We start from the raw sequence: 12187 nt of genomic DNA on the forward strand, positions 1-12187 counted from the left end.
AGTGACCGGCAGTGTCGCGGAAATCGCGCCGATCACAGATTGCTCTGGTCCGGCCTGAAAAACGGATGTCCGCCCCTCACGGGAAGCACGGACGATCGGAAGTGGCCGTCCTCTCAGTATCGCAGACTTGCCACGGCCAGGGCAGGAAACTACCAGATGGTGACCCGCTGCGACGGGTCGAGCCAGAGAGCGTCGGCGGGCGTGACGTCGAAGGTCTCGTAGAACTCATCGATGTTGCGGACGATCTGGTTGCAGCGGAACTCGTTGGGCGAGTGCGGGTCGATCGCCAGCAGCCGGATCACCTCGGCGTCACGGGCTTTCTGCTGCCAGGCCTGGGCCCAGGACAGGAAGAATCGTTCGGCACCGGTGAGGCCGTCGATCACCGGCGGCTCCTGCCCTCGGAGGGAGATGAGGTAGGCCTTCCAGGCGATCGACAGGCCGCCGAGGTCGCCGATGTTCTCGCCGATCGTGAGGGCACCGTTGACGTGGTGGTCGGGCACCTGGGCAGGCGCGAGCGAGTTGAACTGGGCGATCAGCGAGGCGGTCCGCTTCTCGAACGCCTTGCGGTCCCGGGCGGTCCACCAGTCGGTGAGTTTGCCGTTCCCGTCGTACTTCGACCCCTGGTCGTCGAAGCCGTGCCCGATCTCGTGCCCGATCACGGCGCCGATCGCGCCGTAGTTCGCCGCGGCATCCCGGCCCTCTTCGAAGAAAGGGAACTGGAGGATCGCCGCGGGGAACACGATCTCGTTGAATCCCGGGTTGTAGTAGGCGTTGATCGTCTGGGGAGTCATGAACCACTCCTCGCGATCGAGCGGCTTGCCGATCTTGCCGAGCTCGCGATTGAACTCGAACAGGCTGGCCCGTCGGACGTTGCCGAGCAGGTCGGTGCGCTGCACGTCGAGGCTCGAGTAGTCGCGCCACTTCGACGGAAAACCGATCTTGGGCGTGAACTTCTCGAGCTTCTCGAGCGCGCGCTTGCGGGTGTCGTTGCCCATCCAGTCGAGCTTCGAGATCGACTGGCGGTACGCCTCGACCAGGTTGGCGACGAGCACGTCCATCGACACCTTTGCCGCCGACGGGAAGTGCCGGTCGACGTAGATCTTGCCGACGGCCTCGCCGAGCACGCTCTCGACGAGCGAGACCCCGCGCTTCCAGCGGTCGCGAATCTCCGGCGTACCGGAGAGAGTGCGGCCGTAGAAGGCGAAGTTGGATGCCACGAATTCGTTCGAGAGATAGGGCGCGGCGCCGTGGATCACCTTCCAGGCGAGCCAGTCCTTCCAGGCTTCGAGCTTCGATGGCACCAGGAGCGTGCCGAGCCCGGTGAAGAAGCTGGGCTGGCGGACGACGATCTCATCGAAGGCGCCCTCCGGCGCCCCGAGGGCCTGGAGCCAGGCGTCGAGAAGCGCGCGATCTCCGGCCCCGCTGGCGAAGAGGCCGGCCGCTTCGTTCCAGGTGTGCAGGTTGTAGGTGGCTTCGCTGTCGCGGGAACGGACGTTGTCCCAGTGCACGGCGGCGATCGCGGTTTCGATGTCGAACACGTGCTGGGCGCGGGCGGCGGCGGGCCGGAACTGCGTTCCTCCCGGGAGCCCTTCGGCCACGAGCTCGAACAACTGCTCGACGTGGGAGACGTACGCGGTGCGGATCGACGCGAACTTGTCGTCGCGGTAGTAGCTCTCGTCGGGCAGGGAAATGCCGCCCTGCTCGAGGAGCACGAGATACCGCTCGGGGTTTCCCGGGTCGTTGTCGACGTAGAGCTGGAAGAACCCGCTCACGCCCGCCCGGTCCAGCTGCGCCGTGGTGCGCACGAGCTGCTCGATCGACCCGATGTTGTCGATCGCGGCGAGCTGGCCGGCGATGGGCGTCGCGCCGAGCGCCTCGACCAGGCTCTCGTCCATGAAGCTCGCGTAGAGGTCGCCGACCTTGCGCTGCTCCGGGTCGGTGTTCTCGTCGTCCGGGGCATCCTGCGCTTCGAGGATGATCGCTTGGACCGCCTTCTCCGCCTCTTCCGCGAGCATGTGGAACGAACCCCACCGTGCCTTATCCGCCGGAATCTCGGTTCGTGCGAGCCACTTGCCGTTGACGTGCCGGTACAAATCGTCTTGCGGCCGAACGGTCTGGTCGAGTTCGCCGAGAGAGATGCCGGAGGGAAGAGCAACGTCAGTCATGCCTCCACCATAGGAGACTGCGGGCGGTTCCGGGCGGTCAATTCTCGACTCGCCCTGCAGCATCCGCCGCAGGGCGAGTGGGTCCGGCGTCTAGAGCGCAGCAGCCCCCGCCTCGGCGACCGAGTGGTCCTGGTCGCCCGAGCCTCCGCTGACACCGATCGCGCCGACCACCTGGCCCTCGCGCGTGAGAGGGATGCCACCCGCAAAGATCAGACCCGGCCCGAATTGCAACCCGCCGTGTCGTCAGGTGGACTCCACATCCCTGCGCCGGAACAGGATGAATGCTGCGCCGCCGGCCAGTAGCGCCAGCCCCGCCATCACGATCCCCCCGCTCCAGTCGGTGTCCGCGCCGGACGGCACGGGGCTGTGGCTGAACGGAGAGAGCTCAGCCGTCCAGTCCGGCAGCCCGACGAGGGCACCGAAGATGCCGAGAAAGACCGAGAGCACCAGCAGTCCCCAGCCGAGCCCGGCGGTGAGCCGCGGCACGACCGACCAGACGAGCGCCACGACCGCGAGGAAGAGCAAGGCCGCCGGAAGCTGGGCGAAGGCCGCCACCACCGAGTCCTCGATGCTCTCCTCCGGCGCCCCGACCGTGAGGGCCGCGAGAACGGATGCCGTCGCGCCGGTCGCGAGGACGAGCACGACCGCGATGGCCCCGATTCCGATGTACGACCCTGCCCAGTGGTCCCGCGACACCGGTGTTGCCAGAACGAGCTCCCCGCCGACGTGCGACTCCTCCTGCCGCATCCGGACGATGGCCTGGATGGCGCAGCCGGCCGCGACCACGCCGATGATCGTGAAGATGACCGAGATGAAGGCTTCGGTCAGGGTGTCGCCGCCCCGCGAGAGCCGGGCAAGTTGGTCGGCGATCGGGCTGTTTCCCAGGTCGGATGTCGCCACTGCCGTTCCGAGCGATCCACCGAAGACCCCGAATGCGGCTGCCCCGACGCACCATGCGACAGTCGAGGGCCACTGCAACCGCCAGGCCAGCCCGAACGGGCCGGCGAGGGTCGGCAGGGCCGTCGTCCGGCCCGAATTGGTCGCCAGGACGCTGGCGCCGGTGTCCCTGCGCGCCATGATGAGCACCGCGACGCCCACGAACACGCCCGCGGCAGCGAGGCTCAGCAGAAGCGGCGCAAGGGTGTCCTCGGTGAACGGCCGCGTCTTCTGGGCCCAGCCGATCGGTGACAGCCAGGCCAGCCAGGAGCTCTCGACGCTCAGCCCGTCATCGGACACGGTTCCGAAGGCATCCGCGATCCCGCGCAGCAGGTAACTGAAGAGGACGGCTCCGACGGCGAGGCCGTTCGCTGCCCGGGCACTCGGCATGAGTTCGGATGCCACACCGCCGACGGTGAGGAAGACGACCCCGATGGCGGCGAGCGCCAGGCCCGTGACGACCGAGCCGGCTGGGTCCTGACCGGCGAGAAGAAGGCATCCGGCGACCGCGACCGCCAGCACGGCGTTCACGAGGAGGCCGTACAGGAGCGTTGCCAGCGGCGGGAACGCCCTGGCAGCGGGGGTCGACGCGACGAGGTCGGCCCGCCCGCTCTCCTCCTCGGCGCGCAGGTGGCGGACCGCCAGGAACGTGTTCATGAGGCCGACCAGCACCCCGAGAAAGGCGAGGACCGTGAAGATCAGGACCGCAGCGGCGCCTGTGCCTTGCGGCACGCCACGGATGAACATGATCGCCGGGTTCGCCGAGGCGAGTCGAACGAGGAGCGTCCGCTCGGTCACGTCACCGAACGTGTCCTGGAGGGCGAGCGCCGAGAACAGGAGAAGGGCCGCGATCGACGCCAGCCACACCGGGATCTGGATCCTGTCACGTCTGATCCGATGACGGATGAGGATCGCGAGGGTGGTCATCGCCCGACCCGGCTGTGGCGCGCGGCGCGGCGCGTCTGGCGGGCGACATCGGTCGAGAGGTCGCCGTAGTGGCTGAGGAACAGCTCCTCGAGCGACGGCGGGGTGACGGTGAGGCCGCGGACCCGGAGCTGTGCCAGGGTCGGCAGCACGTCGACGAGCTCGTCGCTGTCCGCGGTGAACCGCGCGCGCGGTCCGTCGATCACGAGGTCGTGGCTGCCTGGGATGTCACGCAGGTCGGCCTCGGCGAGGCCGTCCAGGGAGAAGGCGACCTCGGTGCGGGTGAGGTGCCGCAGGTCGGCAAGTGTGCCGGTCTCGACGATGCGGCCGGCGCGGATGATGCTGACCCGGTCACAGAGCTGCTCGACCTCGCTGAGGATGTGGCTGGAGAGAAGAGCGGTGGCTCCGTCGGCCACGACGGCGGAGAGTTCCCGGCGGAAGACCGCTTCCATCAGGGGGTCGAGCCCCGCGGTGGGTTCGTCGAGCAGGTACAGGCTGGCCGGCGTCGCCAGGGCGGCGATGAGGGCGACCTTCTGGCGGTTCCCGGTCGAATACGTGTGGCCCTTGCGGCTCGGATCGAACTGGAAGGCCTCGGTGAGGTGCTCCCGTCGCGCCGCGTATTGCACCGGGTCGTCGATGCCCCGGAGCCGGCTGAGCAGGTCGATCGCCTCGCCACCGGTCAGGGTGGGCCAGAGGGCGACGCCGCCGGGGACGTAGGCGATTTTGCGGTGGAGTGCCACGGCATCCGTCCAGGGATTCCTGTCGAGCACCGTCACGCTGCCGGAGGTGGCCCGGGCCAGGCCGAGGAGGATGCGGATCGTCGTCGACTTGCCCGCGCCGTTCGGGCCGAGGAAACCGTGGATCTCGCCCGTCGTCACGGTGAGGTCGAGGCCGTCGAGGGCTCGCGTCCTGCCGTAGTACTTCCGCAGGTCCTGGGCTGAGATCACCGTACTCATGCTGCGGACATTACGCCTGTACTTCGGCGTTGTTAAGGGGTTGCAGGGCTCACGTCGACGAGGCAGAACGGATGCCCGGCGGGGTCGAGATAGACCCGGAAATCGGCTTCGCGGTAGCCGGCATCCGTCGCCCCGAGCGCGAGGACCTGCTCCTCGGCGGCATCGAGGTCGTCGACCCTCACGTCGAGGTGCATCTGCTGGGGCACGAGCTGTCCGGGCCACTGTGGCGGGGTGTACGGGTCGACGAGCTGGAAGGCGACCCGGGCGGTTCCCGGGCCGGTGGAGATGGCGACCCAGTCGACCTCGTCGGAGACGCGGTCCATGCCGAGCAGCTCCTGGTAGAACGAGGCGAGTTCGTCGGGATTCGGGCAGTCGATGACGACGCTCCGCAGTTGTCCGATCATGGCCGCGAGACTACCCGGGCCGGGGTTCGGCGCGGAAGCCCTCGGATCGAGTCGCCACAGCCACGAGTCGAGTCGCCACACAATGCTGTTTTGGCTCTCGAGTGGCCGAACTCTGTCGTCCACCGATCCGCGGGAGCGCAATACGTGGCACATCGATCGAGGTGAGACGCCCCTGGGGATAGGCTCGCTCTGGTGACCACCGTGAACCGCGACATCCTGCGCCTCGCGGTCCCCACTCTCGGCGCGCTGATCGCCGAACCGCTGTTCCTGCTCGCCGATTCGGCCATGGTGGGGCACCTCGGCATCACGCCGCTGGCCGGGCTCGGCATCGCGGGCGTCGTGATCCAGACCATCATCGGGCTCATGGTGTTCCTCGCCTACGCGACGACGCCGGCGGTCGCCCGGCGGCTCGGTGCCGGCGACGAGCGCGGGGCGGTCTCGGTCGGCATCGACGGGTTGTGGCTCGCGCTCGGCCTCGGCCTGGTGCTCGGCGTCTCCGGCTGGTTCGCCACACCTCTCCTCGTCGCACCGTTCGGGGCGTCGCCGGAGGTGACGGAGCAGGCATCCATCTATCTCTCGATCTCGATGGCCGGGCTTCCGGCGATGCTCCTCGTGTTCGCGGCGACGGGGCTGCTGCGCGGGCTGCAGGACACCCGCACCCCGCTTCTTGTCGCGACGGCCGGATTCGCGGCGAACATCGCGCTCAACTTCGTGCTCATCTATCAGCTCGAGTTCGGCATCGCCGGGGCGGCCCTGGGCACGGTGCTCGCGCAGTGGGGCATGGTGATCGCCTACCTCGCTGTGGTGCTGCGCCACGCGCGCCGCACGGGCGCGACGGTCCGGCCGCACCGGGAGGGCATCTCAGGGTCGGCACTCTCGGGCGGCTGGCTGTTCGTGCGCACGGTGAGCCTGCGCGCCGCGATCCTCCTGGCCACGTTCGTCGCGACGAGCCTGGGCACCGCGGAACTGGCCGGGTTCCAGATCGTGATGACCCTGTTCACCCTCACCGCCTTCGCGCTCGACGCGCTCGCGATCGCCGCGCAGGCGCTCATCGGCAAGGGCCTCGGTGCCGCCGACACGACCCTCGTTCGCGCGATCCTCGCCCGGTGCCTGCAGTGGGGGGTCGGTGCAGGACTCGTGCTCGGCCTCCTCGTGATCGCCACCTCGGGCGTCGCCGGGCTGCTGTTCACCGGCGACCCGGAACTGGCCCGGCTGCTGATGCCAAGCCTCGTGATCCTCGGCATCAGCACCCCGCTGGCCGGGTTCGTCTTCGTGCTCGACGGGGTGCTGATCGGAGCCGGTGACGCGCGGTATCTCGCGCTCACGGGCATCCTGAACGTCGCGGTGTTCGTGCCGCTGGCCCTGTGGGTTCTCATGGCAGCGCCCTCGGATGCCATGGGCCTCTCCCTGCTCACCGCTGCGTTCGCGATCGGGTACCTCGGCGCGCGCGCGGTGACGCTCGGGCTGCGGGCCCGCACGACGGCGTGGATGCGCACGGGCGCCTAACGTCTGCGGCTTGTGCGTCGCCGCCCGACCGGAGGGACCGGGCCTGGCGCACCCCCAACAGGAGGAAGTGGCCGGATTCTCCCTCTGCATCCTGTTGGGCGTTCGGGAGGAGGAGACGGTGCTGGCAGACTCGAGCTATGGCTCCCCGGATCGTCGTCGCGCATGGCTACCTCGCCTCACCCGAGAAGCACTGGTTCCCGTGGCTCGTCGGGCAGTTCGATGAGGGCGTCGTGCAGGTGCCTGCCCTGCCGAACTCGACCAGGCCCCAGCCCGGGCCGTGGCTCGAGACGCTGCGGGATGCCGTCGGCGAGGTCGACGACGACACGATCCTGATCGGCCACAGCCTGGGGTCGGTCACCACGCTCCGGCTGCTCGATACCCTGCCGGGTCCGTGGTCGCTCCGCGGGCTCGTCCTCGTGGCCGGGTTCGCCCAGCCGCTGCCGAACCTCCGCAAACTCGACGCGTTCACGGCGGCACCGCTCGACTTCGCGTCGATTCGCGCGGGCGCACCTCGGCGGCACGTGTTCGGGTCGGACGACGACACCACCGTCGCGCCGCCGATCACCGCGGCCCTGGCCCGGAGCCTGGACGCCCCGCTGACGATCATCCCGGGCGGCGGTCACTTCGTGGAACGGCAGGGCTGCCGCTCTCTCCCCGAGCTTCTGCCGGTGCTCGACGCGATGCTCGCGGCGCCGGACGTCGTGCGCGACGAGGGATGACCGCGCGGGTGGCTCTGCCGGGCGCGCGTGAACCCGCACCCGCGCGCTGCAAAAACGCCAGCGGGCGGCTGAACCCGTCGCATCCGCTGCCGCAGCATCCACCGATCGGTTGATGCCGGATTCAGCCGGATCACCGCTACCAGGGCATGCGCAACGCGGGCACGCTGGAAGCATGAACCAGCACGCTACAAGCACTCCCATCGTCGAGGTCGAAAACCTCGGCAAGCGCTACGGCAGCCTCGCCGCCGTCGACGACGTGAGCTTCGACATCTGTCGCGGTGAGACCTTTGCCCTCCTCGGCCCCAACGGAGCCGGCAAGTCGACCACCATCGAGATCCTCGAGGGGTACCGGGACCGCACGAGCGGAACCGTCCGCGTGCTCGGCGTCGACCCGCAGAAGGCCGACCTCGCCTGGAAGGCGCGGCTCGGCATCGTGCTCCAGTCGAGCGCCGAAGCAGCGCACGTCACCGTTCGCGAGCAGGTCGAGCAGTTCGCTGCCTACTACGACCGCCCCCGGAACGTCGACGAGGTGATTGCGGCCGTCGGGCTCACCGAGAAGGCGAAGACCCGCATCGGCAAGCTCTCCGGCGGCCAGCGCCGTCGCGTCGACGTCGCGCTCGGGGTGATCGGCCGGCCACAACTGCTCTTCCTCGACGAGCCGACCACCGGTTTCGACCCTGAGGCCCGCCGCCAGTTCTGGCAGCTCATCCGCTCGCTCAAGGCCGACGGTACGACCATCCTGCTCACCACCCACTACCTCGACGAAGCCGCCCAGCTCGCCGATCGAGTCGCCGTCATCGCGGCAGGCCGGCTCGTCGAGATCGGACCGGTCGACACCATCGGCGGAGCGGATGCCAGGACTCCGGTCGTCCGCTGGCGCGACGAATCCGGGCTGCACGAGAAACGCACATCCGAACCCGCCGCCTTCGCCGCGCGCCTCCACGCAGCCACCGACGGTGAGCCGCGCGACCTCGAGATCCTCCGGCCGACCCTCGAGGACATCTACCTCGGCCTCGTCGGGGCCAGCCGCGTTCCGTCCACCGCGCTCATTCCAGGAGAAACAGCACATGTCTGAGCAAACACTCACCAGGCCCGTCTCCACCGGGCTCCCCGCCCTCTCACGCGGTCGCGGCATCCGCCTCGGCCTGAAACGCATCGCCTACGAGATCCGGGTCTACTTCCGGGTGGGAGACCAGGTCTTCTTCACCTTCCTCTTCCCGATCGTCATGCTCTCGATCTTCGCCACGGCGTTCTCGACGAGCGGCAACGTCGGCACGAACCCCGACGGCAGCGGTGGCATCAGCCAGGGCGCCTACTTCCTGCCCGGGATGATCGCCGCAGGCATTCTGCTCTCCGGGGTGCAAAACCTCGCCACCGACATCGCCATGGAGAAGAGCGACGGCACGCTGAAACGGCTGGGCGGCTCGCCCCTGCCGGTGATGAGCTACTTCCTGGGCAAGATGGGCCAGGTCTTCGTGACCTCATTCGCCCAGCTCGTGCTGCTCCTGCTGGTCGCGAGCGTGGTCTTCGGCATTGAGCTGCCGACCGAACCCGAGAAGTGGCTGACGCTCGCCTGGCTCTACCTGCTCGGCATCGTCACCTCGGCCGTGCTCGGCATCGCGCTGTCGTCCGTTCCGCGAACGGGCAAGAGTGCGACGGCCGTGGTCATCCCCATCGTGCTCGTGCTGCAGTTCATCTCCGGGGTCTACCTGATGTTCACGATGCTTCCGGAATGGCTGCAGAACATCGCAAGCCTGTTCCCGCTCAAGTGGCTGGCGCAGGGGATGCGGTCGGTGTTCCTGCCCGAGAGCTTCGCCGCCCTGGAGCAGAACGGCACGTGGGACCTCGGCTGGGTCGCCGTCAACCTGCTCGTCTGGTGCGTCGTCGGGCTCGTGCTCTGCCGGCTCACCTTCCGCTGGATCCGCAAGGACAGCTGATCGCTGCCCAGGTCATCCGTTGCGGACGAGAACACCCGGCGTACCGGGTGACCTCGTCCGCTTCGGGTGATCTCGCCCAGTACCGCCGACCGAAATACGAGAGAGTAGTTTCGTGACCAATCCGAAGTGGTGGGATATCGCGGTGACGGCGACCCTCCTGATCGTCGGCACGACCGTGGCGATCGCCGATGACGGCCCCGACCGGTGGGCCGCCTGGATCGCCCTCGCCCTGATCGGCGTCCTCTATGCCGCCTTCGGCCGCAGGCTCATCGGCGCTGGGGACCGCGAGCCGCCCCCGACGTCGATGGCGCCGAGCATCGCCCTGCAGGTGGGCCTCATCCTCATTCTCGCCGTCGGCGCGGCCTTCCAACCGAACATCGTCACGGCGCAGGTCATCGTCTACCCGCTGCTCTGGGTGGTCTCGCTCACCAGGAAACAGGCCGTGCTCGCCAACATCGGTGCGTCCGTCACGATCACCGTCGGCTTCATCATCGGCATCGACGAGGGCGCGGCGGGGATTCTCCAGGGCCTCTTCATCGGTGGCCTCTCGCTCGGCTTCAGCCTCGCCCTCGGTCTCTGGATCACGAACATCGCCGAGTACGGCGAGGAACGCCAGCGCCTGCTCGACGACCTGCAGGCCGCCCAGGGCGAGCTTGCGGCGCTGAGCCGGGATGCCGGTGCCACCGCCGAGCGGGAACGCATCGCCCGCGAAATCCACGACACGATCGCCCAGAGCCTCACGAGCGTCGTCATGCTCGCGCAGCGCGCACGGCTCGAACAGCCGACCGCGGACTCCACCCTCGAGATGATCGAGTCGACCGCCCGCGAAGCCCTCAGCGAAGCCCGCTCGCTCGTCGCCGCCAATGCCGGTCTCCCGCAGCGCGACGCCTCGCTCGCCGACACCCTCGCCCGACTCGGCGAGCGCTTCACCCGCGAGACCGGCGTCACCGTGACGACCGAAGCGTCGCCCACCGAACTGCCCCGCGACGTCGAGGTCGTGCTGCTGCGGTGCGTGCAGGAGGGACTCGCCAACGTGCGCAAGCACGCGAACGCGCGCGCGGCATCCGTCACCATCACCCAATCCGACACGAGCGTTCGCCTGCGGGTCGCGGACAACGGCCGCGGGCTGGGCGGATTCCAGCCCGGCGACGAACACGGGTTCGGCCTCAGCGGCATGCGCGACCGGGTGGGCCTGGTCGGCGGATCGCTGACCGTGGCGGATGCCACAAGCGGCTCAGGCACGGAGCTCACCGTCGACATCCCCCTCGTGAAGGACACAGCATCGTGACCGTTCGACCCATCCGGGTGATCGTCGCCGACGACCACCCCATCGTGCGCTCAGGGATCGCCGCCCTGCTCGCCCTCGCCGACGACATCGACGTGGTCGCCGAGGCGGCGAGCGGGGCGGAGGCGGTTGCCCTCGCCCAGGAGCACCGGCCGGATCTCGTGCTCATGGACCTCCGGATGCCGGTGGCGGACGGGCCCGAGATCGACGGCGCGGCGGCGACCGCGCTCATCATCGAATCAGTGCCAGGCACCCGCGTGCTCATCCTCACCACCTACGAGACCGACGACCACATCCTCGGTGCGATCGAAGCCGGCGCCAGCGGCTACCTGCTCAAGGCCGCGCCGCAGGAGGAGATCCTCGCCGGAGTGCGGAGCGTCGTGGGCGGACAGACCGTTCTCGCACCCGCGATCGCGGCGAAGCTCGTCGCGCGGATGCGCCAGGAGGCGTCCCCTCCGCGCCCGAAGCTCAGCGCACGGGAACTCGACGTGCTCCGCCTGGTCGCGGCGGGCAACAGCAACCCCGCCATCGCCGGACGCCTGTTCATCAGCGAGGCGACGGTGAAGACGCACCTGCTGCACGTGTTCGAAAAACTCGGTGTTTCTGACCGCACCCGCGCCGTCACCCTCGCGCTCGAACTCGGCCTGCTCTGACGTCGACGCCGCTCGCGAGAAGCCAGAAACGCACCAAAACCTGCTCAGAACGCGGCGTTTCGGTGCTTGATGGTATCTCGTTGCTTGCGGCCACCTCGCTAGCATGAGGCATGCACCCACTCGAGTTCCGCGAGCCGATCGAGACCGAACGTCTGGTCCTCCGCCTCGAAACGGATGCCGACACCGACGCGATCCACTCGTGGCAGTCGCGGGCGGATGTCTGCCAGTACCTCCTCTATGAACCGCGCGACCGCGCGACGGTCGCCACACGGATCGCGGAGGATGCCCAGCGCACCCGGCTCGAGGAGAACGGTGATTACCTGCAGCTCGCCGTCGAGCGCCGGTGCGACGACCGCGTGATCGGTCAGATGTACTTCACCGTCGACAACGCCGAGTACTCGACCCTCGAGATCGGCTGGGTCTTCCACCCGGATGTCGCGGGGCAGGGGTACGCCGCCGAATCGGCACGGGCGCTCCTCGCGCTCGGCTTCGAGACGATGGGCGCGCACCGGATCATCGCGTCCCTCACGCCGGAGAACACGGCATCCGTTCGCCTCTGCCTGCGACTGGGCATGCGCGAAGAGGCGCACTTCGTCGAGGACATGTTCATCAAGGGCCGCTGGGAGGACACCGGCATCTACGCCATCCTCGAGCGCGAGTGGTCAGCGATCCCAGCGTAGTAACGTGCGGCGCCGCACGACG

The 12187-nt window shown here is 68.8% G+C and carries 12 protein-coding genes; 7 read left to right on the top strand and 5 right to left on the bottom strand.

Annotated features, from left to right (window positions below):
• Positions 1 to 149 precede the first annotated feature (149 nt).
• From ABIE24_RS05345 to ABIE24_RS05365, 5 genes are all read right to left on the bottom strand, one after another.
• Complete coding sequence (locus tag ABIE24_RS05345) at positions 150 to 2165, bottom strand: M13 family metallopeptidase (protein ID WP_354497521.1); 2016 nt, start codon at positions 2163 to 2165, stop codon at positions 150 to 152.
• Between the two features lie 90 nt (positions 2166 to 2255).
• Complete coding sequence (locus ABIE24_RS05350; protein WP_354497523.1) at positions 2256 to 2396, bottom strand: heme-binding protein; 141 nt, start codon at positions 2394 to 2396, stop codon at positions 2256 to 2258.
• A 12-nt stretch (positions 2397 to 2408) separates the two neighbouring features.
• Entirely contained in the window at positions 2409 to 4028 is a 1620-nt protein-coding gene (locus ABIE24_RS05355; RefSeq protein ID WP_354497525.1) for an ABC transporter permease, read from the bottom strand.
• Positions 4025 to 4981: an ABC transporter ATP-binding protein gene (locus ABIE24_RS05360; protein WP_354497526.1), complete on the bottom strand. Its 957-nt coding sequence runs from the start codon at positions 4979 to 4981 to the stop codon at positions 4025 to 4027. Before ABIE24_RS05360 ends, ABIE24_RS05355 begins: the two co-directional genes overlap by 4 nt.
• A 32-nt stretch (positions 4982 to 5013) precedes the next feature.
• Positions 5014 to 5385, bottom strand: coding sequence for a VOC family protein (locus tag ABIE24_RS05365; protein WP_354497528.1), 372 nt, complete (start codon positions 5383 to 5385; stop codon positions 5014 to 5016).
• A gap of 192 nt (positions 5386 to 5577) precedes the next feature.
• Here ABIE24_RS05365 and ABIE24_RS05370 point away from each other — a divergent pair, with 192 nt between their 5' ends.
• The 7 genes from ABIE24_RS05370 to ABIE24_RS05400 all read left to right on the top strand — a co-directional run bounded on the left by ABIE24_RS05370 (position 5578) and on the right by ABIE24_RS05400 (position 12165).
• Positions 5578 to 6891: an MATE family efflux transporter gene (locus ABIE24_RS05370; RefSeq protein WP_354497530.1), complete on the top strand. Its 1314-nt coding sequence runs from the start codon at positions 5578 to 5580 to the stop codon at positions 6889 to 6891.
• A 137-nt stretch (positions 6892 to 7028) separates the two neighbouring features.
• Entirely contained in the window at positions 7029 to 7610 is a 582-nt protein-coding gene (locus ABIE24_RS05375; RefSeq protein ID WP_354497532.1) for an RBBP9/YdeN family alpha/beta hydrolase, read from the top strand.
• A 172-nt stretch (positions 7611 to 7782) separates the two neighbouring features.
• On the top strand, positions 7783 to 8685 hold the full coding sequence (locus tag ABIE24_RS05380; protein WP_354497534.1) for an ABC transporter ATP-binding protein: 903 nt from the start codon (positions 7783 to 7785) through the stop codon (positions 8683 to 8685).
• Entirely contained in the window at positions 8678 to 9547 is an 870-nt protein-coding gene (locus ABIE24_RS05385; RefSeq protein WP_354497535.1) for an ABC transporter permease, read from the top strand. Before ABIE24_RS05380 ends, ABIE24_RS05385 begins: the two co-directional genes overlap by 8 nt.
• 112 nt (positions 9548 to 9659) lie before the next feature.
• Positions 9660 to 10835: a sensor histidine kinase gene (locus ABIE24_RS05390; RefSeq protein WP_354497537.1), complete on the top strand. Its 1176-nt coding sequence runs from the start codon at positions 9660 to 9662 to the stop codon at positions 10833 to 10835.
• Positions 10832 to 11485, top strand: a complete 654-nt coding sequence (locus ABIE24_RS05395) for a response regulator (RefSeq protein WP_354497539.1) — start codon at positions 10832 to 10834, stop codon at positions 11483 to 11485. The genes ABIE24_RS05390 and ABIE24_RS05395 overlap by 4 nt, the downstream gene beginning before the upstream one ends.
• 110 nt (positions 11486 to 11595) lie before the next feature.
• Positions 11596 to 12165: a GNAT family N-acetyltransferase gene (locus ABIE24_RS05400; RefSeq protein WP_354497541.1), complete on the top strand. Its 570-nt coding sequence runs from the start codon at positions 11596 to 11598 to the stop codon at positions 12163 to 12165.
• Positions 12166 to 12187: the final 22 nt, after the last annotated feature.

Source organism: Mycetocola sp. 2940 (assembly GCF_040548835.1).
Classification (GTDB): domain Bacteria; phylum Actinomycetota; class Actinomycetes; order Actinomycetales; family Microbacteriaceae; genus Mycetocola_A.